This window comes from Dietzia sp. B32, assembly GCF_024732245.1.
Taxonomy (GTDB): domain Bacteria; phylum Actinomycetota; class Actinomycetes; order Mycobacteriales; family Mycobacteriaceae; genus Dietzia.
On the sequence record NZ_CP093845.1, the window covers coordinates 543,623 to 563,792 of the forward strand.

The window sequence follows — 20,170 nt, forward strand, 5'->3', positions numbered from 1 at the left end:
TCCGTGACGTGGTCGGTACCGGCCCAGCCTAGTCAGCCCATATGCGTGCGGCACAATGGGCGTCATGTCTTATCTTCTCCGTGTCATGCTGCCCGACCGACCGGGCAGTCTCGGTTCCCTCGCGGTGGCGCTGGGGACCGTGGACGCGGACATCATCAGCCTCGACGTGGTCGACCGTTTCGACGGGGTCGCCGTGGACGACATCGTCGTGGAGGTCCCCCACGGCACCTTCCCCGACGCCCTCATCACCGCGGCGGAGCGACTGGACGGCGTGCACGTCGACTCCCTTCGCCCGTTCGGCGGGATCCTCGACGCCCACCGCGAACTCGAACTCATCGACGCCGTCGCCGGGGCGGGTGCAGGGGCCGCGCAAATGCTCGCGGACGAACTCCCCGCCGCGCTGCGCGTCGGCTGGGCCCTGGTGGTGGAGGTGACCGGGGACGCGGTGTGCCGGCTGGCCGCGCGGGGCGAATCCGCGCCGATGTGGGACGGTGGCGAGGTGTCCGTGTTGTGCGGCCTGGACCGGGTCACCGCACTGGATGACGACGACGACGGCGTGCCGGCGGAGTGGAGGGCCATGGACACCTCGCTCGCCGCGGCGCCGTTGAACTCGGGGCACGTCCTCGTGGTGGGCCGACCGGGCGGTCCCTCGTTCCGGCCGTCCGAGATCGCCCGCCTGGGATATCTCACGGGGATCCTCCGGACCCTCGACGCGGGCTGAGGCGCAGCCCCGCCGCGACCAGGGCCGAGACGATCGCGACCGCGGGGAGGATCCACGCGAGCCGCCAGAGGGTCGCGAACATCGAGAACTGCTCGTTGCTGAGGAACTGGGTCGCCGGCGACCAGATGCCGACGAGATGCTCGAGCACCCCGACGCCATCCGTCGCCCGGTAGGTTTCCCGCAGCCACAGCAGTCCGAGGAACGCTGAGGCCGCGGACGCGGCGATCGCCGTCGCCGTCCAGAACGCCGGACGGGCGGCCCACCGGCGACCGCCCGCCACGGCGGTCACGATCACGCCCGCCAGCGCCCCGCAGTAGACCGGCCACCCCGAGCGCCAGGGCAGATACATCGGCATCTCGAGGATCGGCTCCACGGGCTGCCTACTCGTCGACCGGGGCCGGGGCCGGACCGTTCTCCATCAGGTCCACGAAGCCGGCCTCGTCCAGGATCGTCAGCCCGAGTTCCTCGGCCTTGGCCGCCTTGGACCCCGGATTGTCCCCCACGACCACGTAGTCGGTCTTCTTCGACACCGAGCCGGAGGCCTTGCCGCCGCGGGCGATGATCGCCTCCTTGATCCCGTCCCGGGTGAAGCCCTCCAGCGAACCCGTGGCGACGATCGTCAGACCCTCCAGGGTCCGGCGGATCGACTCGTCCCGCTCGTCGGCCATCGAGACCCCGGCGGCGGTCCAGCGGTCGACGATCTCCCGGTGCCAGTCGACGTCGAACCACTCGACCACCGAGGCCGCGATGGCCGACCCCACACCGTCCGTCTCCGCCAGCTCCTCCTCGGAGGCGGCGCGGATGGCCTCCATGGTCCCGAACCTGGTCGCCAGGGCGCGCGCGGCCGTGGGGCCCACGTGCCGGATCGACAGGGCGACCAGCACCCGCCACAGCGGCCTGTCCTTCGCGGTGGCGAGGTTGGCCAGCAGCTTGCGGCCGTTCTCGGTGAGCACGGTGCGCTCGGCGTCGGCCCCCGCCTCGATCTGCTTGCGGGTCGCCTTGTCGATACGGGTGTAGAGGTCCGTTCTGAGCAGGTCGGACTCGGAGAGGTCGAACAACCCTGCCTCGTTCTCGAGCACCCCGCTGGCGAGCAGGTCCGAGGCACCTTCGTATCCGAGCGCCTCGATGTCCAGGGCGTTGCGGGAGGCCAGGTAGAACAGCCGCTCCCGCAGCTGGGCGGGGCAGGAGCGCTGGTTGGGGCAGCGCCAGTCCGCATCGCCCTCCTTGGCCGGGGCCAGGACGGTGTCGCACTCTGGACAGCGTTCGGGGAAGACGAACTCGCGCTCGGTGCCGTCGCGCCGCTCGACCACCGGGCCCAGCACCTCGGGGATCACGTCACCGGCTTTGCGGATCACCACCGTGTCGCCGATGAGCACGCCCTTGCGGATGACCTCCGTCTGGTTGTGCAGGGTCGCCAGCGAGACCGTCGACCCGGCGACGGTGACGGGCGCCATGTGGGCGAACGGGGTGACACGCCCGGTGCGTCCGACGGAGACCCGGATGTCCAGCAGTTCCGTCATGACCTCCTCGGGTGGGTACTTGTAGGCGATGGCCCACCGCGGCGCGCGCGAGGTCTGACCGAGCCGGCGTTGGACCGCACGGTCGTCGATCTTCACGACCAGACCGTCGATCTCGTGCTCCGGATCGGTGCGGTGTTCGCCCCAGTACCGCATCCGCTCGACCACCTCCTCCACCCCGGTGGCGGGAGCGGTGTGCGGTGAGACCGGCAGGCCCCATTCCGCCAGTGCGAGGTAGACGTCGTGGAGGCTCTCGAAGGTCGCGCCCTCCACTGCGCCCAGTCCGTGGCAGTACATGCCGAGTCGACGCTGGGCCGTGACGGCCGGGTTCTTCTGACGCAGTGATCCGGCCGCACTGTTGCGGGGGTTGGCGAACGGCGGCTTGCCCTCGGCCACCAGGCGGGCGTTGAGGTCGGCGAAGTCCTCGAGACGGAAGAAGACCTCCCCCCGGACCTCGAGGAGCGACGGCACCGGTCGGTCGTCCGACGAGGTGAGGGTGACCGGGATGTCATCGATGGTCCGTGCGTTGAGGGTGACGTCCTCGCCGGTGCGACCGTCTCCGCGGGTCGCGGCGCTGACCAGTCTGCCGTCGCGGTACACCAGATCAAGTGCGACGCCGTCGATCTTGACCTCGCACAGGAACGGCAGCCTGTCCTCCGGTACGCCCGCCTGCTCGACGGCGGAGGCGACCCAGTCCCGGAGCTCCTCCTCGGAGAAGACGTTGTCCAGGCTGGTCATCCGCTCGAGGTGTTCGACCGGGGTGAACTCCGTCGAGAACCCGCCGCCGACCAGCTGCGTGGGCGAGTCCGCGTTCCGCAGTCCCGGGTGCTGCTCCTCGAGCGCCTGCAGCTCGGTGAAGAGCCGGTCGAACTCGGCGTCGGAGACGATGGGCGCGTCCTTGACGTAATAGCGGAACTGGTGGTCGCGGACGGTCTCCGCGAGTACGGTCCACTCTTGCCGCACCTCCGGCGGGATGTCCCCTGTGCCGACCGGCTCGCTGCTGTCATCGGGATGGCTCACGTGGACAGGGTAATGCCGAGCGGACCTCGATGTCGGAGCGCTGCCCTACGGTGAGCCCATGACAACCGACATCCAGCACCCCACCGCCATCGACCGGAACCGACTTCTCGCCTTCGATCTGGAGACCACCGGTCCCGATCCACGAACCGCGCACATCGTGTCCTCGGCGCTCATCGCGATAGACGGGGCAGACAAGAAGGAACGGAACTGGCTCGCCGACCCGGGGATAGAGATACCCGAGGGGGCGACGGCGGTCCACGGCATCACCACGGCGCACGCACGGGAGAACGGTCGCCCCCACGCCGAGGTGGTGACCGAGACCGTGGCGGCCATCCGGCGCGGTTGGCGCGAGGGCCGCACCCTCGTCGTGTTCAACGCGTGCTACGACCTGACGATCCTGCGCCGGTGGGACCCGTCATTCGAGATCCTCGGGCCCGTGGTCGATCCGTATGTCGTGGACCGGGCTGTCGACCCCTACCGGAAGGGCAAGAGGACTCTCGCGGCCGTGTGTGGGGTCCACGGTATCGCGTTGGACTCCGCTCACGAGGCCGCGGCGGACGCGCTCGCGGCCGCACGGCTGGCATGGAAGATGTTGGGCGTCCAACAGGAACTGTCCGGGTCCGACTGGCGGGAGGTCAACGCGCAGCAGTCGCGCTGGCACCAGACGCGGCAGCGTGACTTCGTCGACTATCTGGAGCGCTCGGGCAAGGATTCCTCCGACGTCAACCTGCTGTGGCCTCTGGCTGCGGTGTAGACGCGTCGCGCGGCGCCGTCACCGTCGGTCACTCCGCCACCCGCGGGGCCGTCTCGGCCACCAGCCGGGCTCCACGGAGAGCGGCCGTGGCCTGTGCGGCACCGGAGGTGGTCTCTTCGGGGGTCAGCGAGAGCACCACCCGACCCAGGCTCGAATACCTGGGTGCGCTCAGGCGGTCGAGCAGTGCGAGCAGACTCACCGCCGTCTGCTCCGCCTCGGCCGTGGTGCGCGGTGGACGGGCAGCACCGGGAAGCCCCTCCAGATGGAGGATCCCACCGTTGCCGAGCACCGTACCGGCGGCGTCGAGTGCGTCGTGCGACTGTGCGGAGTAGAGCGGGGCCGCGGTCAGGCACACCCCGTCGAGTGGCGTCTCGTCACGTGGTGTCTCGGTGACGACCGACCAGGCCGGGGGTGCCCCGGGATCGGAGATGACCGGGACGCGAATCAGGACCTCGGCTGCCCCCGCGCGACGCAGTGCGTCGCCGAACCGGCACAGCGACACGGCGAGTCGATCCGGCGGCACGGCCGCGATGGGATCGAATCGGCTGGGCGAGTGGACGGTGCCGGCCGCGACGTGCCAGAGAAGCGGCTCGTCCAGCACGATGCGGGCGCCCGCTCCGATGCGGCGTGCCAGTTGCGCGGCTCGCGCGCTCGCCCCCTCCGCGAGGGAGGCGGCGAGGTCTCGTCGGGCCCCGCGGTCGCTGAGGACGGGCATCCCACCGGGAAGCTCGATCCCGGCGGCCAGGGACCACGGGCCCACCACACGGACCTGCAGGCGGCGGCTCCCCGGTGACGGGTCCGCCTCGGGATCCCTGGCCTGCTCGTCGGCCTCCTCGAGCGCGTCCGCGTCCCGGTCGAGGAAGTCGGTGGCCCGACGGGCGAGGCGGCCCGGGGCATCGGCGAGTCTCCACCCGCGCGGCGAGACGTCGACCGGAAGGTCCGCGAGCAGAGCCAGCGTGCGTCCGATCTGGTCCGCGCCCGGGCCGCGTTCCGGCAGCTCCGGCAGGAAGGGCAGCGCGTGGCATTCCCCCATCACGACCCGGGCCGACTCCCGAGGGTCGGTCCCGGGCATGGGTCCGGGCCCGGTACCGGCCGGTGCCACCGGGGTCACGCGGTCTCCGTCACCGGTCGTGATGCGGAGATGGTCCCGCTGCCGAGCACGCGGTCGCCGTCCGGTTCGGGCCGGTACAGCACGGCCGCCTGCCCCGGGGCCACACCACGGATCGGCTCGTCGAGGGTGATCTCGAGGAGGGCCTGCGCGCCGTCGCCTACCCGCCGGACGTAGCCCGGTGTCGCTTCACCATGGGCCCGGATCTGCACGAGGCAATCGGTCTCGCGGATGTCGTCGTCGACCAGCCAGTAGGGCGAGGTCGCGGTCATCGCGACGGAGAGCAGATGATCCGCGCCGCCGACGGTCACCGTACCGGTGTCGGCGTCGATCGCGGTCACGTAGCGGGGACGGCCGTCCGCGGCGGGGCCCCGGACCCCGAGGCCCTTTCGCTGGCCGATGGTGAACCCGTGCACGCCCTCGTGGCGCCCGAGCTCGTCGCCTGTGTCGGCGTCGACGAGCGCTCCGGGACGCAGTCCGATGCGCGCCCCGAGGAACGCGCGTGTGTCCCCGGAGGGGATGAAGCAGATGTCGTGACTGTCGGGCTTGGAGGCCACGGGCAGCCCGGCGGTCCCGGCCTCCGCTCGGACCTGGGACTTGAGCGAGTCCCCCAGCGGGAACATCGAGTGCGCGAGTTGTTGCGGGGTGAGCACGCCGAGGACGTACGACTGGTCCTTGGCGTCGTCCACGGCGCGACGGAGAACCGGCCGGTGGGAGCCGTCGGGCAGTTCCTCGGTCGACAGACGTGCGTAGTGGCCGGTGGCGACGGCGTCGAAGCCGAGCGCAACCCCCCGTTCGAGGAGTGCCTCGAACTTGATGCGCTCATTGCACCGCAGGCAGGGGTTGGGCGTCTCGCCCCGGGCGTAGGACTCGACGAAGTCGTCGATCACGTCCGCACGGAAGCGTTCGGCGAAGTCCCAGACGTAGAACGGGATGCCCAGCAGGTCGGCGACACGGCGGGCGTCACCGGCATCCTCCCGGGAGCAGCATCCGCGTGACCCGGTACGGAGGGTCGCCGGATCGGCGCTGAGCGCGAGGTGGACACCGACGACATCGTGTCCGGCGGCGACGGCCCTGGCGGCGGCGACGGCGGAGTCCACTCCCCCGCTCATGGCGGCGAGAACCCTCATGACGCGGCCACTCCGGCGCGGGCGAGCCCGAGGCCGGCGACGCGGGCTCGTTCGGCTGCGGGTCCGAGAGCGGCGATCGCGGCGTCGACGTCGGCCTCGGTGGTGGTGTGCCCCAGACTCAGACGCAGACTGCTGCGGGCCGCGGCGTCGTCGGCCCCGAGGGCCAGGAGAACGTGGCTCGGCTCGGCCACGCCGGCGGTGCAGGCCGACCCGGTGGAGCATTCGATCCCGGCGGCGTCGAGCAGCAGGATGAGCGACTCGCCGGAGCAACCCGGGAACGTGAGGTTGGCGATCCCGGGCAGGCGCTGGCCTCCGCCGTTGGCGATCGCGCCGGGAACCTCGGCGAGCACACCGGCGACCAGTCGATCGCGGAGCCGGCTGAGGCGCAGGGCCTCGGAATCCATCTCCCTTACCGCCTCCTCGAGCGCGGCGGCCATCGCGACGGCCCCGGGGACGTCCACGGACCCGGACCGCAGGTCCCGCTCCTGGCCGCCCCCGTACCCGATCGGCAGGCAGTCGGCACTTCGGTCGAGGAGCAGTGCGCCGACACCGAGCGGGCCACCGAACTTGTGCGCGGAGAGGCTGAGGGAGGTCACGCCGAGGGCGGAGAAGTCGACCGGGACGTGCCCGACGGCCTGGACCGCGTCGGTGTGGACGGCCGCACCCACCGCGCGGGCCGGGCCGGCCGTCGCCGCGACGTCGGTGAGGGTGCCTATCTCGTTGTTGCCGAGCATCGTCGCGACGAGGGCGAGCCGGGACCCGACCTCGTCGGCGAGGTCGCGGACCGTGCCCGGGGTGACGGCACCTCGGGAATCCACGGGCAGCACGCGGACGTCTTTCCGCCCGCCGCGGTCGGTGGCCAGGTGCGCGGCGGCGTCGAGGACGGAGTGGTGTTCCGTCGCCCCGACGGCCACCACGTCGCCGGCCGCGGCGCCGGCCTGACCCAGGACGGCGAGATTGTCGGACTCGGTCCCCCCGGAGGTGAACACGACCTCGGACGGTCGGCAGCCGAGATGGTGCGCGAGCGACTCGCGGGCTTCCTCGACACGGCGGCGGGCACGGCGTCCGGAGCCGTGGAGCGAGGACGCGTTACCGACCGCGGAGGCCGCCTCGGCGTAGGCGGCGACGGCGGCCTCACGCATCGGGGTGGTCGCGGCGTGGTCCAGATAGTGCACGGAGCGGGTGGTGGGCATATCGCTGGCAAGGATACGCCCGAACGCGCCGGACCCCGGCACCGCAGGGGTGCCGGGGTCCGGGGACGCTGGTGGACGCGGTGTGCGTCCCGACTCACTTACGGGCGTTGATGGCCTCGGTGAGCTGCGGTGCGACGTTGAACAGGTCGCCGACGATGCCGTAGTCCGCGATCTCGAAGATCGGGGCCTCCTCGTCCTTGTTCACGGCGACGATGGTCTTCGACGTCTGCATACCGGCGCGGTGCTGGATCGCGCCCGAGATACCCAGGGCGATGTACAGCTGCGGCGAGACGGTCTTGCCGGTCTGGCCGACCTGGAACTGGCCCGGGTAGTAACCCGAGTCGACGGCCGCACGCGACGCGCCGACCGCACCCTTGAGGGAGTCGGCGAGGGGCTCGACGACCTTCTCGAAGTTCTCCGCGGAGCCGACGCCACGACCACCCGAGACGACGACGGTCGCCTCGGTGAGCTCGGGACGGTCGCCACCGACGATCGGGTTGCGCGAGATGACCTTGGCGGCGTTCTCGGGCTCGGGAACCTGCACCTCTACGACCTCTCCGGCGCCGGCGGCCGGGGCCGCCTCGACGGAGCCCGGACGCAGCGTGTAGATCGGGGTCTCGCCGGAGACGGTCGCCTCGACGGTGAATGCGCCACCGAAGATCGAGTGGACGGCCGAGCCGTCGGACTTGATCTCGACGACGTCGCAGAGGGTGCCGGACCCGGTGCGGGCCGCGAGACGACCCGCGACCTCCTTGCCCTCGAACGTGGCGGCCAGGACGATCGCGGCGGCGCCCTGCTCGGCGAGGCCAGCCAGGACGTCGACCTTGGGTGTGACGAGGTAGTTCTGGACCGCGTCGCCCTCGGCGACGTAGATCTTCTCCGCGCCGGCCTCCTTGAGGGCCTCGGTGAGCGCGGCGGCGGTGCCGGTCTCACCGAAGACGACCGCGGAGGGCTCTCCGAGTGCACGAGCGGCGGTCAGCAGCTCGAGGGACACCTTCTTGAGTTCGCCGTCGACGTGCTCGACCGCGACGAGGACTTCAGCCATGGTGGATTCTCCTTGAAAAAGACTGGGATGAGTCGGTCGGGGTGAGTTCGCGTCAGATGAGCTTCTGCGACACGAGGTACTTGGCGACGTCGTTGCCGCCCTCGCCCTCGTCCGTGACCTTCTCACCGGCGGCGCGCGGCGGCTTGGGGCTCGCGGAGGTCACACTCGACGCCGCGTTGTCCTTGCCCACCTGTCCGGCCTCGACGTTCGCGTCGGCCAGGGTCAGGTTCTCGACCGGCTTCTTCTTGGCGGCCATGATGCCCTTGAAGGACGGGAACCGCGGCTCGTTGATCTTCTCTCCGACGGAGACGACGCACGGCAGGGGCGCCTCGACCTCGAAGATGCCCTCGTCGGTCTCGCGCTCGCCCTTGGCGACGCCGTCGGCGATCTCCAGGGTGCGCATGTGCGTCAGCTGGGGAAGGCCGAGGTACTCGGCGAGGATGGCCGGGACGGCACCCATGCGCCCGTCGGTGGCCTCGTTACCGGCGATGACCAGCTCGGTGCCCTCGATGGTGCCCAGGACGTTGGCCAGGGCCCACGAGGTCTGGACGACGTCGGAGCCGTGGAGCGCCTCGTCGTTGAGGTGCACGGCCTTGTCGGCGCCCATCGACAGGGCCTTCCGGATGGCCTCGGTGGCGCGGTCCGGGCCGGCGCACAGGACGGTGACCTCGCCGCCGTGGGCCTCCTTGATCTGGAGAGCCTGCTCGACGGCCTTCTCGTTGATCTCGTCCAGGACCGCGTCCGCGGCCTCGCGGTCCAGGGTGTAGTCCCCGTCCGAGAGCTTGCGCTCCGAATAGGTGTCGGGAACCTGCTTGATCAGTACGACGATGTTCGTCATGGGCCTGCGTCGACCTCCTGCGAGTCGGGGCGGGGTGCGCCCCCGTCATGACCGGGCGCACCGGATTGTGGTCCTGCCACACACAATAACGCGGCCACGCCCGCGGTGACGGGGCCGGGGCCGGTCGGTGGCCGCCGGCGGTCGGTGGCCGCGGTCGGCGGCTCAGTTGATGCGCTTCTCCCAGCCGGACCACGCGGCGTCGCGCAGTTCGTTCTTGCGCACCTTGCCCGTGGACGTCCGCGGCAGCGCCTCGGTCAGCTCCACGGCGCCCGGTACCTTGTAGCGCGCGATCCGGGTCCGGCAGTGTTCGACCACGCCGTCGGCGTCGAGGGCCGAGCCCGGCCTGACCACGACGTAGGCCTTGGGGCGCTCGCCCCATTTCTCGTCGGGCATGGAGACCACGGCGCAGTCCACGACGTCGGGGTGCGAGACGATCGCCTGCTCGACCTCGATCGTGGAGATGTTCTCGCCGCCCGACACCACCACGTCCTTGGCCCGGTCGAGGAGCTGCACGTAGCCGTCCGGATGCATGACGCCCAGGTCACCCGAGTGGAACCAGCCGCCCGCGAACGCGGTGGCCGTGGCCTCGGGGTCGCCGAAATACCCCTTCATGACCCCGTTGCCGGTCATGACGACCTCGCCCATGGTCACTCCGTCGGCGGGCACGTCGACCAGATGGCTCTCCCCCGGCGAGGTGCGTTCGACGACGCGCACGGTGTCGGCGTGGATCATCGCCACCCCCTGCCGCGACTTCAGCCCTGCGCGCTCGTCGGGATCCAACCCGGACCACCCCGGCTGCGGCGTGCAGACCGTGAACGGGCCGTAGGTCTCCGTCAACCCGTACACCTGGGTGACGTCGATTCCGAGGTCCTCGAAGCGCCGCAGGATGGTCGGCGAGGGCGGGGCCCCGGCGGTGACCATGCGGATCCCCTCGATCGGCCGGGCTGCCGGGTCGTCGGCGATGGTGGACAACACGGCTGGTGCACCGGCCAGGCGGTTGACCCCCTCGTCGTCGAACAGTCGCCAGATCTCGTCCCCGCGGACGGCGCGCAGACACACATGGGTCCCCCTCGCACCGGTCAGGGCCCAGGTGGTGCACCACCCGTTGCAGTGGAACATCGGCAGCGTCCACAGGTACTTCGAGTCGGCGTCGAGGCCCTGGGTGATGATCTCGCCGAGGGAGTTGAGGTAGGCGCCCCGATGCGTGTACATGACGCCCTTGGGTCGGCCGGTCGTACCGGAGGTGTAGTTGACCGCGATGACGGAGTCCTCGTCGGCGACAGTCCACGACACGGGCTGCGGCGAGGCGGACGCGAGGGCGTCCTCCAGGGACTCGGCGCGCGGGCCGAACCGGGCCGGGTCGGGTTGCGAGCCGTCCGCGTCCGGGGCGACCAGGACGAGGCGCAGCGCATCCGGGACATCGTCGCCCAGCCCCGCGAGGAGGTCGGCGTCCGCGATGAGGACGGCGATCCCGGCGTGCTCGACGATGTAGGCGATCTCCGCAGGGGCGAGGCGGGTGTTGAGGGCGACCACGGCGCCGCCCGCGAGCGGAACGCCGAACTGCGCGAGCAGTGCCTCGGCCGAGTTCGGCGCCAGGACGCCCACCCGGTCACCGCGCGCGACGCCACGCATCTTCAACACGGAGGCCAGCCGGGTGGCCCGGTCGGCGAACTCGGCGTAGGTCTGACGGCGCGGGCCGTCGACGACCGCGGTGGCGTCGGGTGAGACGCGCGCGGCCTTCTCGAGGAAGCTCAGCGGGGTGAGCGCGGTGTCGAGTCCGGAGTTCGCTGTCATCGGGGTGTAGCCGCCTCTCGTGGGCACGGGTGATGCCCGTCACGGTAGCGGCGGAGTGCACTCCGCGATCCGCGATTCCCCCTCCCGCACCCCTGCCCCGGGCGGCTTCGGGGAGCGCCGGTCAGGTGAGGGGCGGGCGGCGGACTACTCTCTCGTGTGACTGTCTCGACTCGACGGGGGGACCTGTGGCACCGGCATCGACACCGGCACTGACACCGCGCACCGCGCGGTCCCTGGTCGCCGTCGCGCTCGCGGCGGGAGTGCTCGCCGGGTGCGCCTCGGACACCGAGAGCGGCGGTGCCCGCCTGGGCCAGGCCGCGAGCTGGTCCTCGGTCGCCGGCGGGCCGCCCAACTCCGGTCGTGCCCACTCCGCGGTCACGGACGCCCCCGAACTGCTGTGGTCCCGTGCGTTGGGGGCGCCCGCGATCGGCGTGGCCTCCTCGGACGGCATCGGCACGTCATTCCAGGCCACGGTCTCCGAGCGCGGGTGCAACCTCTTCGCACTGACCGCCGAGGACGGCCGCAAGCGCTGGTGTCTACGACTGCCGACGGACGGCCCGCGCATCACCGCGACGGTCGACGCACGCGGGTCGTTGTTCGTCCCGATGTACGGCGGGGTGGGCGCGCTGGCGGCCGAAGGCGAGAACCGCTGGTTCGCCGCGACGAAGGGCGTGCCCACCACCGTGACGTTGCTGGACGGCCGTCACCTGCTGCTCGTGTCGCATCTCGGGGTGGCGCGGGTGGTCAACGCCCACACCGGTCTGGACGCCACTCCCGAACTGCGGCTCACCGGGAACATCGCGACCGACGACCGGGCCTACGGCCTCCCGTGGTGCGCCACCGGTGAGCGCGGCTGCCCGGCGCCCTCCCCCGCCGCCGTGGACACCGACACGGCGACGGCCTACCTCACCGCATGGACGCCGGGCGCCGACGACCCGGAACTGGTCGCGGTCCGGCTGGTCCCCGGCGAGTTCACGGCCCTCGAAGAAGTGTGGCGCGTGCCCCTGCCCGACGGTCGCCTGGGCACGCCGGTGGTGTTGTCGAACGACCGCGACGAGGTCTACGTCCACGCCGCCGACGGCACCCTGGGCGCGTACTCGACGTCGGACGGCGCGGTTCGGTGGTCCGCCCCGGTCGGCTACCGGCCGGACACGCCCCCCGCCCTGCTGCCCGACGGGACGCTGGTCAGCGGCGGTCGCACGACCACCGTGTGGAGGGGACCCGACGACGACCACGACGACGACGCGGGCCCGGCGCCCGTGGTGGCCGTCCGCGGGGAGGACGGAACCGGCCGGGAGGTCTGGCGCCGGGACGACCTGCGTCAGCTCACCAACCCCGCCGCGACGGCCGACGGGCGGGTGCTCGTGGCCGTGCGCTCGGGAGGTACCGACGACGAGCCCGGGATCGCGGTCCACCTGCTCGACGGCGACGACGGGGCCACCCTCCACCGGATCGAGGTACCCGCGGCGACGGGCCCGGTCTCGGGGCTCAGCGTGGACTCGGACGGCCGGATCGCGCTGACGACCGCGGTGGGCGCGGTGTACGTGTTCGAGTGACCGGGTGGTCGGGCGGTCAGTCCCGTCGGGCGGAGCGCGGCCCGCACACGAACACCACCGCGGAGCTGCCGATCCGGGTCACGACGAGGGCCAGCGGCCGTGACCCGCTGAGGGCGAGCGATCGCCGCAGCACGTCGGGATCCGTGTCGACACCGCGCACGAGGATCTCCAACGACCCGCAGTCGCGCTGCCGCAGCACGCGGCGCAGCTGCTTGCGGTCCAGCCTGCACTTCTCGAGGACCTCGAACCCGGTGTAGCCGTCCGGGACCCGTGGGCCGGTCAGGTGGGCGATCCTCGGGTCGAGCTGACGGAGCCCGTGACGGCGGGCCCAGTGACGTACGAGACCAGCGCGGACGACCGCCCCGTCGGGATCCACGATGAACCGCTCGGCCTCCTCGTGGGCGTCGACCTCGTCGTCGTCGCGGTCGGTCACCTCCTCCACGTGGACCGCGACACCGTCCGCGACGAGGCGCGGTGGCCCCCACGGCCCCGGCGCGTGGGCGGCGGTCGTGCGGAGCACCGTGGCCCGACGGCGCACGCCGGCCGACAGGCCCGGCGACCACAGGCACGCCTCCCGCACCGAGCCGTCGAGGGACACCAGTTCGACCTCCCCGGAATGGTCGAGCTGCGAGGTGTCCAGGCCCGGGGCGCACTTGATGACGTGATCGCGGTCGGCGGCGACGGTGAGCAGGTCCGGCAGCGGCGGGCTGAGCCGGGCCGGGTCGTGGACGCGCCGGCCGGCGGAGCGGCGCGCGGGGTCCGCCACCAGGACGGCGTCGCGGCTGGGCGGGGCGAGCGCGTCGGCCACACACACGAGCGCGTCCGGGACGTTGTGGGCGGCCATCCGGGCGCGGACCGGGTCCAGGTCGGAGCCGATAACCCGGTCGGCGGTGCGCACCAGCTCGTTCAGTTCGGCGCCGACGGAGCAGGTGACGTCGTGGACGTCCCGGCCGGCCAGACGGCCCGCCCGCAGCGCCGCGACCGGCCACGCCGTGGCCTGCTGGACCGCCTCGTCGGTGAGGAGCATCGCCCCGGAGCCCCGGATCCGACCGTGAGCACGGGCCCGCGCGGTGACGACGTCGATAGCCGCCGCCGCATGCACGGGATCGGCGCGGCGGACGGCCGCGGTCGAGGCCACGAGGCCGGCGCGGGACCACTCCAGGCCCGCCGCGAGGTCGAGCAGGTCGCGTCCGGCGGGAGTGCGCAGGAACTCCAGGTCCTCGGGGGTCACCGCCGCAACGTTAGTTCCCGCCCGGCGCGATGGCTCGCGGGGTGGCCAGGACCTCGGCGACGTCCGCGGCCCCCGCCAGGTCGGACAGCACGTCGAGGGTGGGACGGAGCATGCCGAGCCGACCCAGGATCCCCGCCTGGGCGGCGTCGTCGGCGCGGATCCACTCGGTCGCGCGCGCCTCGGTCGTGCCGCCGTCCGGGTCGACGCCCGCCGGCAGGGCAGCCACGAAGAACAGGGTGTCGTAGCGGCGTGGGGGCCCGACCGGGGTGGTCCAGCGATCCCACGGGCGCAGCAGGTGGGCGGCCAGCACCAGCCCGTGCGCGGCGAGCAGCGAGTCCAGGTCCCCCTCCCCCGCGTCGAGCGCGCGCCGCTCGTCGGGTCCCGGCGGTCCGGCCGGTGCCGTCGCGGCCAAGCCGCCGACACCCGCCCCGGACCCCGACGCGCCCTCCGGTTCGGCGAGCAGCACCCCGGTCTCCTCGAACAACTCCCGGGCGACCCCGCGCACGGCGGCGGCGGCGCGGTCGGTGTCGATCCCGAACCGCTCCGCCCACCACGCCGGTCCGGGCCCGCGCCACGGGCGGGTGCCGTGGTAGTCCCGCGGCTCGACGCCGCCGCCGGGGAACACCGACATCCCGGCGGCGAACTGCATGGTCGCGACCCTGTGCTGGAGGAAGACCTCGACACCCCCGCCGACCCGTGCGTCGCGGATGAGGGCGACCGTGGCGGCCTCGCGGATCGGCACGGATCCCGGCGCGACGATCGCGGGCGCCTCGCGCCCCGGTCCGCCGCTCACGCCCGCGGGGCCCGTCGGTGCCGACCTGAGCGCCGTGCACGACGCGCGAAGTAGCGGCCGTCGATCGAGTCGACCACGATCGACTGGGCGAACGCGCGGCTGAGGTTGTCCGAGGTGATCACCTCGTCGATGAGTCCCATCGCGGTGACCTCTCCCTCCGCCAGGAGCATCGCGTGGGTGAAACCCGGGGGGATCTCCTCCACGTGGTGGGTGACCAGGACCGTGGCGGGGGCGTCCGGGTCCATGGCCATGTCCCCCAGACGGGCGACGAGATCCTCACGGCCTCCCAGGTCCAGGCCGGCACCCGGCTCGTCCAGCAGGAGCAGCTCGGGGTCGGTCATCATGGCGCGGGCGATGAGGACGCGCTTGCGCTCCCCCTCGGAGAGGGTGCCCCAGGTGCGCTCGGCCAGGTGCTCGGCCCCGATCGATTCGAGGGTGTCCGCGGCGCGGGCGAAGTCCTCGGGGTCGTACCGCTCCCGCCATCGGCCGAGCACGGCGTACCCGGCGGAGACGACCAGGTCCTGCACCACCTCGTCACCCGGGATGCGGCCCGCCACCGCCACCGAGGACAGACCCACCCGGCTCCGCAGCTCGGTCACCTCCGTCCGCCCCAGCTGCTCGCCGAGGATCACGGCCGTCCCGGTACTCGGGTACTCGAGCGCCGATGCGATCCGCAACAGCGAGGTCTTCCCCGCGCCGTTCGGTCCGAGCACCACCCACCGCTCATCCAGTTCCACCTGCCAGGACAGGGGCCCCACAAGGGTCTTGCCGTCCCGCCGGAGCGAGACGTCACGGAGGTCGAGGACGAGGTCGGGGTCGCTGTCGATCAGGGTGCTCACGTCGCCCATCTAACCGGTTATCGGGTCGCCGGGTGGCCAGGAACACGGCCCCGCAGGTGAACGCCGACTCGTGCGGCCCTGAAGGATCGTCCCGACTTCGATAGCGTCGTGGGGGTGACGCCGTCCACCGCGGCGCCCGCCCGCCGAGAGGAGCACCGACGTGAACGACCGTCTGGCCATCGATGAGGTCCGTCCCCTCGTCTCCTGCGGGAGGTTCCCGTCCAAGTCCGTGGTCGAAGAGATCCTGCCCGTCTCGGCGATCGTGTGGCGCGAGGGCCACGACGCGCTGTCCGCCAGCCTGGTGGTCCGACGGCCCGGTGGCGCCTCGTCCCGGGCCACGATGGTGCCCGGCACCGAGCCGGACACCTTCCACGCGCTGCTGCCCACCGACGTGCCGGGGATGTGGTCGTTCCGCGTGGAGGCGTGGTCCGACCCCTACGCCACGTGGCGTAGCGGGATCGTCAAGAAGATGGCCGCCGGCCAGGACTCGGATGAGCTGGGCAACGAGTTCGAGGTGGGCGCCCGGGTGCTCGACACGGCGATCGCCCGGGCGACCGTCGCCGGCGTCGCCGACCGCGTCGACCTGCTGACCGCCGCCGCGGCAGCGCTGCGCGGCTCCGGTGACGCGGCCACCCGCACCTCCCCGGCACTGTCGGACGAGGTCGCCGACGCGTTGGCGGACGACCCCGTGCGCGAGCTGGTCACCGTCGGCCAGACCCATCGCGTGTGGGTGGACCGCCGCGAGGCGCAGTTCAGTTCCTGGTACGAGTTCTTCCCCCGCTCCACCGGCGGCTGGGACGACGAGGGACGCCCCGTCCACGGCACGTTCGCCACCTCGCGCTCCTATGTGGACCACGCCGCCGACCTCGGGTTCGACGTCGTGTACCTGCCACCGATCCACCCCATCGGCGAGATCAACCGCAAGGGCCGCAACAACACGCTGACCCCCGGGCCCGGCGACGTCGGGTCCCCGTGGGCCATCGGTTCCGCCGAGGGTGGGCACGACGCGGTCCACCCTCTCCTCGGCACCATCGAGGACTTCCGCGAGCTGGTGGCCCACGCCCGCGAACGCGGCGTCGAGGTCGCGCTGGACCTGGCCCTGCAGTGCGCACCCGACCACCCGTGGGCCGCCGAGCACCCGGAGTGGTTCACCGTGCTGCCCGACGGGCACATCGCCTACGCCGAGAACCCGCCCAAGAAGTACCAGGACATTTATCCGGTCAACTTCGACACCGACGCGGAGGGCATCTACGCCGAGGTGCTGCGCGTGGTCCGGCTGTGGACCTCGCTCGGGGTCCGGATCTTCCGGGTCGACAACCCGCACACGAAGCCGGCCGACTTCTGGAACCGCCTCATCAGCGAGGTCAAGCGGACGGAGCCGGACGTGCTGTTCCTCGCCGAGGCCTTCACCCGTCCGGCGCGGCTGTTCGGCCTGGCCAAGCGCGGCTTCTCGCAGTCGTACACCTACTTCACCTGGAAGACCACGAAGTCCGACCTGGTGGAGTTCTGCGAGCAGCTGCTGGCCCACGTGGACGAGGCCCGCCCCAACATGTTCACCAACACCCCGGACATCCTGCATGAGTCGCTCCAACGCGGCGGCCCGGCGATGTTCGCGATCCGGGCGGTGCTCGCCGCGACGCTCTCCCCCTCGTGGGGCGTGTACTCCGGCTACGAACTCTACGAGTGGCAGCCCGTCGCCGACGGCAGCGAGGAGTACCTGGACTCGGAGAAGTACGAGCTCCGCCCCCGCGACTTCGCCGCCGCGGAGGCCGCCGGGCAGTCACTGGCCCCGTGGTTGCGCACCCTCAACCGGGTCCGCCGCGAACACCCCGCCCTGCAGCAATTGCGCACCCTGCGGTTCCACGACGTGGACAACGACCAGATCATCGCCTACTCCAAGATCGATCCGGCCACCGGGGACTGCGTGCTCGCGGTGGTCTCCCTGGACTCCCTCGGTGTCCAGGAGGGCACCCTGCACCTGGACATGGCGGCCCTGGGGTACGACGACGACGCCCGGTTCAGCGTGCGCGACGAGGTGTCCGGCTCCGAGTTCCACTGGGGGTCGAGCAACTACATCCGGCTCGAACCCTGGACCGCCGTCGCCCACATCATCGTCATCCCGCCCTGCGACGAAGCACGTAGGGTCGAACTGACCTACCGCACGCACACCGTGGATTGAGGCGAACGGCCATGGCAAAGCACAAGAAGAAAATCCGCTCCACCGACCGGCTCGGACCGGAGCAGACCTCGTCGTCGTCATCGGCGCCCGCGGCGGCTCCGGCGACGCCTGCCGTGCCCACCACTCCCCCCGCGCCCCCTGAGCCGGCCATCGCCGCCGAGCCCACGCCGATCCCCGACGAGGTACTCGGTCGGCTCCGGTCCGGAACCCACCACGACCCCCACTCGGTCTACGGCGCGCACCGGGACGGGGACGGCTCCGTCGTGCGCACCGTCCAGCCGGGCGCGGTGGAGGTGGAGGTCGTCATCGGCGACCGCACCGTCCCCATGCGCCCGATCGGTGACGGACTGTTCCACGCGGCGCTGCCCGACCCCGACGTTCCCGACTACCGCTACCGGGTCCGCTACCCCGACGGCCACACCCGCACCGTCGCGGACGGTTACCGTTTCCTGCCCACCCTCGGCGAGATCGACCTGCACCTCATCGGCGAGGGACGCCACGAACGACTGTGGGACGTCCTCGGCGCCCACGTGCGCACCTACGACACCCCGGGCGGGCCGGTCACCGGCACCTCCTTCGCGGTGTGGGCGCCGGGCGCCCGCGGGATGAGCGTGGTCGGCGACTTCTGCGGATGGAACCCCACCGCGCTGCCCATGCGCTCGATCGGATCCTCCGGGGTCTGGGAACTGTTCGTGCCCGACGTCGCCGACGGCGCGGTCTACAAGTACTGCGTCCGCGGCGCCGACGGCCGGACCATCGACCACGCCGACCCCATGGCGGTGGCCACCGAGGTGCCCCCCGCCACCGGGTCCAGGGTGTTCACGTCCGGATACGAGTGGAACGACGACGAGTGGATCGCCGCCCGCGCGACCCGCGACCACTCGCGTTCCCCGATGACCGTCCTCGAGGTCCACGTCGGATCCTGGCGACCCGGACTCGACTACCGGGAGTTCGCGCACGAGCTCGCCGACCACATCGCCGAGACCGGGTTCACCCACGTGGAGCTCATGCCCGTCGCCGAGCACCCCTTCGGCGGTTCGTGGGGCTACCAGGTCTCCTCCTACTACGCCCCGACCAGCCGGTTCGGCTCCCCCGACGACCTGCGCTATGTCATCGACCACCTGCACTCGCGCGGCATCGGCGTCCTGGTGGACTGGGTACCCGCGCACTTCCCCAAGGACGAGTGGTCACTCGGCCGGTTCGACGGCACCCCGCTCTACGAACACGCCGACCCCCGCCGCGGCGAGCAGCCCGACTGGGGCACCTACGTGTTCGATTTCGGCCGTCACGAGGTGCGCAACTTCCTCGTCGCCAACGCCCTCTACTGGGCCGAGGAGTTCCACGTCGACGGCCTACGAGTGGACGCCGTGGCCTCGATGCTCTACCTGGACTACTCCCGCGAGGCCGGCGAGTGGACCCCCAACATCTACGGTGGCCGGGAGAACCTCGAGGCGATCTCGTTCCTCCAGGAGGTCAACGCGACCCTGGCGCGGGAGCATCCCGGATTCCTCACCGTGGCCGAGGAGTCCACGTCCTGGGGCGGCGTCACCTCGCCCACCTACACCGGCGGCCTCGGGTTCTCCATGAAGTGGAACATGGGGTGGATGAACGACACCCTGCGGTACGTGGGGCTCGACCCGATCTACCGCGGATTCCACCACGGCGAGATCACCTTCTCGATGATGTACGCCTGGAGTGAGCGCTTCGTCCTCCCCCTGAGCCACGACGAGGTGGTCCACGGCAAGGGGTCGATGTGGGAACGCATGCCCGGCACCTCGTGGGACCGGGCGGCGGGCATCCGGAGTCTCTACGCCTACATGTGGGCGCACCCCGGGAAGAAGTTGCTCTTCCAGGGGCTCGAGTTCGGCCAGACCACCGAGTGGGACGCCGACAAGGGTGTCGCCTGGGAGAACCTCGAGGGCTGGGAAGGCGAGTACCATCGCGGCATCCTCGCCTGCGTGCGGGACCTCAACACCCGCTACGCCGACAACCCCGCCCTGTGGTCGCTCGACGACGAGCCCTCCGGCTTCTCGTGGATCGACGCCAACGACGCCGCCCACAACACGTTGTCCTTCCTGAGGACGGACCACGCCGGCAACACGATCGCGTGCGTGGTCAACTTCTCCGGCGCCCCGCTCGGCGACTACCGCATCGGGCTGCCCGAGGGCGGGTACTGGGAGGAGATCCTCAACACCGACGCGTCGGGTTACGAGGGTTCGGGCGCGGGCAACCTGGGCGGGGTCGACGCCGAGAACACGCCCCACCACGGGCGGCCCTACTCGGCGGCGATCACGGTCGGTCCCCGGGCCACCGTGTGGTTCCGGCACGCGACGGACACGTCGGTCGGGGCGTCGGTCGAGGCGTCGGACGCCTGATCTGCGCCGCCGCCCGCCCGATGGCGGGCGGTCGGTCGGCGCACGGCCGGTCGGCAGACGCCCGCCGACCAGCTCGG

The 20,170-nt window shown here is 71.9% G+C and carries 16 protein-coding genes; 5 read left to right on the forward strand and 11 right to left on the reverse strand.

What is annotated here, in order from left to right; all coding sequences use genetic code 11:
• Positions 1–64 precede the first annotated feature (64 nt).
• Positions 65–721 (forward strand): amino acid-binding protein, encoded by a 657-nt coding sequence (locus tag L8M95_RS02615; protein WP_260487785.1) that lies wholly within the window; start codon positions 65–67, stop codon positions 719–721.
• On the opposite strand, the gene L8M95_RS02620 is transcribed toward L8M95_RS02615, so the two are convergent.
• Positions 687–1,094, reverse strand: coding sequence for a hypothetical protein (locus L8M95_RS02620; protein WP_260487786.1), 408 nt, complete (start codon positions 1,092–1,094; stop codon positions 687–689). The two genes, L8M95_RS02615 and L8M95_RS02620, sit on opposite strands and share 35 nt — an antisense overlap.
• A gap of 7 nt (positions 1,095–1,101) precedes the next feature.
• Positions 1,102–3,258, reverse strand: a complete 2,157-nt coding sequence (gene ligA, locus L8M95_RS02625; RefSeq protein ID WP_260487787.1) for an NAD-dependent DNA ligase LigA — start codon at positions 3,256–3,258, stop codon at positions 1,102–1,104.
• Positions 3,259–3,316: 58 nt separating this feature from the next.
• Here ligA and L8M95_RS02630 point away from each other — a divergent pair, with 58 nt between their 5' ends.
• A complete protein-coding gene (locus L8M95_RS02630) occupies positions 3,317–4,012 on the forward strand; it encodes an exonuclease domain-containing protein (protein WP_260487788.1) in 696 nt (231 codons plus the stop codon).
• 28 nt (positions 4,013–4,040) lie between these two features.
• On the opposite strand, the gene L8M95_RS02635 is transcribed toward L8M95_RS02630, so the two are convergent.
• The 6 genes from L8M95_RS02635 to L8M95_RS02660 form a co-directional block, all read right to left on the reverse strand.
• Entirely contained in the window at positions 4,041–5,123 is a 1,083-nt protein-coding gene (locus L8M95_RS02635) for a cobalamin-independent methionine synthase (RefSeq protein ID WP_260487789.1), read from the reverse strand.
• Entirely contained in the window at positions 5,120–6,250 is a 1,131-nt protein-coding gene (gene mnmA, locus L8M95_RS02640) for a tRNA 2-thiouridine(34) synthase MnmA (protein WP_260487790.1), read from the reverse strand. The genes L8M95_RS02635 and mnmA overlap by 4 nt, the downstream gene beginning before the upstream one ends.
• Positions 6,247–7,443: a cysteine desulfurase family protein gene (locus L8M95_RS02645; protein WP_260487791.1), complete on the reverse strand. Its 1,197-nt coding sequence runs from the start codon at positions 7,441–7,443 to the stop codon at positions 6,247–6,249. The genes mnmA and L8M95_RS02645 overlap by 4 nt, the downstream gene beginning before the upstream one ends.
• A gap of 94 nt (positions 7,444–7,537) precedes the next feature.
• On the reverse strand, positions 7,538–8,488 hold the full coding sequence (locus L8M95_RS02650; protein ID WP_260487792.1) for an electron transfer flavoprotein subunit alpha/FixB family protein: 951 nt from the start codon (positions 8,486–8,488) through the stop codon (positions 7,538–7,540).
• Positions 8,489–8,540: 52 nt separating this feature from the next.
• Positions 8,541–9,326: an electron transfer flavoprotein subunit beta/FixA family protein gene (locus L8M95_RS02655; RefSeq protein WP_260487793.1), complete on the reverse strand. Its 786-nt coding sequence runs from the start codon at positions 9,324–9,326 to the stop codon at positions 8,541–8,543.
• Positions 9,327–9,488: 162 nt separating this feature from the next.
• The gene (locus L8M95_RS02660; protein ID WP_260487794.1) at positions 9,489–11,120 is read right to left on the reverse strand and encodes an AMP-binding protein; all 1,632 of its coding nucleotides are present in this window, start codon (positions 11,118–11,120) and stop codon (positions 9,489–9,491) included.
• A gap of 185 nt (positions 11,121–11,305) precedes the next feature.
• Between L8M95_RS02660 and L8M95_RS02665 the strand changes: the two genes are divergently transcribed.
• Complete coding sequence (locus L8M95_RS02665) at positions 11,306–12,676, forward strand: PQQ-binding-like beta-propeller repeat protein (protein WP_260487795.1); 1,371 nt, start codon at positions 11,306–11,308, stop codon at positions 12,674–12,676.
• A 16-nt stretch (positions 12,677–12,692) separates the two neighbouring features.
• Here the strand turns inward: L8M95_RS02665 and L8M95_RS02670 are convergent, their stop codons facing one another.
• From L8M95_RS02670 to L8M95_RS02680, 3 genes are read right to left on the reverse strand one after another with little or no spacing between them, the layout of a single operon-like run.
• Positions 12,693–13,907, reverse strand: coding sequence for a THUMP-like domain-containing protein (locus L8M95_RS02670; protein ID WP_260487796.1), 1,215 nt, complete (start codon positions 13,905–13,907; stop codon positions 12,693–12,695).
• Positions 13,908–13,917: 10 nt separating this feature from the next.
• Positions 13,918–14,700 (reverse strand): NUDIX hydrolase, encoded by a 783-nt coding sequence (locus tag L8M95_RS02675; RefSeq protein WP_260487797.1) that lies wholly within the window; start codon positions 14,698–14,700, stop codon positions 13,918–13,920.
• Entirely contained in the window at positions 14,697–15,548 is an 852-nt protein-coding gene (locus L8M95_RS02680) for an ABC transporter ATP-binding protein (RefSeq protein WP_260487798.1), read from the reverse strand. The genes L8M95_RS02675 and L8M95_RS02680 overlap by 4 nt, the downstream gene beginning before the upstream one ends.
• A gap of 151 nt (positions 15,549–15,699) precedes the next feature.
• Between L8M95_RS02680 and L8M95_RS02685 the strand changes: the two genes are divergently transcribed.
• Both L8M95_RS02685 and glgB read left to right on the forward strand, forming a co-directional pair.
• Complete coding sequence (locus L8M95_RS02685; protein WP_260487799.1) at positions 15,700–17,718, forward strand: maltotransferase domain-containing protein; 2,019 nt, start codon at positions 15,700–15,702, stop codon at positions 17,716–17,718.
• Between the two features lie 11 nt (positions 17,719–17,729).
• Positions 17,730–20,093: a 1,4-alpha-glucan branching protein GlgB gene (glgB, locus tag L8M95_RS02690; RefSeq protein ID WP_260487800.1), complete on the forward strand. Its 2,364-nt coding sequence runs from the start codon at positions 17,730–17,732 to the stop codon at positions 20,091–20,093.
• The last annotated feature ends 77 nt before the right edge of the window (positions 20,094–20,170 follow it).

Excerpts from the sequence above, each read along its gene's own strand:
- L8M95_RS02615 (WP_260487785.1), top strand. The coding sequence starts at position 65 with ATGTCTTATCTTCTCCGTGTCATGCTGCCCGACCGACCGGGCAGTCTC.
- L8M95_RS02630 (WP_260487788.1), top strand. The coding sequence starts at position 3,317 with ATGACAACCGACATCCAGCACCCCACCGCCATCGACCGGAACCGACTT.
- mnmA (WP_260487790.1), bottom strand. The coding sequence starts at position 6,250 with ATGAGGGTTCTCGCCGCCATGAGCGGGGGAGTGGACTCCGCCGTCGCC.
- L8M95_RS02645 (WP_260487791.1), bottom strand. The coding sequence starts at position 7,443 with ATGCCCACCACCCGCTCCGTGCACTATCTGGACCACGCCGCGACCACC.
- L8M95_RS02650 (WP_260487792.1), bottom strand. The coding sequence starts at position 8,488 with ATGGCTGAAGTCCTCGTCGCGGTCGAGCACGTCGACGGCGAACTCAAG.
- L8M95_RS02655 (WP_260487793.1), bottom strand. The coding sequence starts at position 9,326 with ATGACGAACATCGTCGTACTGATCAAGCAGGTTCCCGACACCTATTCG.
- L8M95_RS02660 (WP_260487794.1), bottom strand. The coding sequence starts at position 11,120 with ATGACAGCGAACTCCGGACTCGACACCGCGCTCACCCCGCTGAGCTTC.
- L8M95_RS02680 (WP_260487798.1), bottom strand. The coding sequence starts at position 15,548 with ATGGGCGACGTGAGCACCCTGATCGACAGCGACCCCGACCTCGTCCTC.
- glgB (WP_260487800.1), top strand. The coding sequence starts at position 17,730 with ATGGCAAAGCACAAGAAGAAAATCCGCTCCACCGACCGGCTCGGACCG.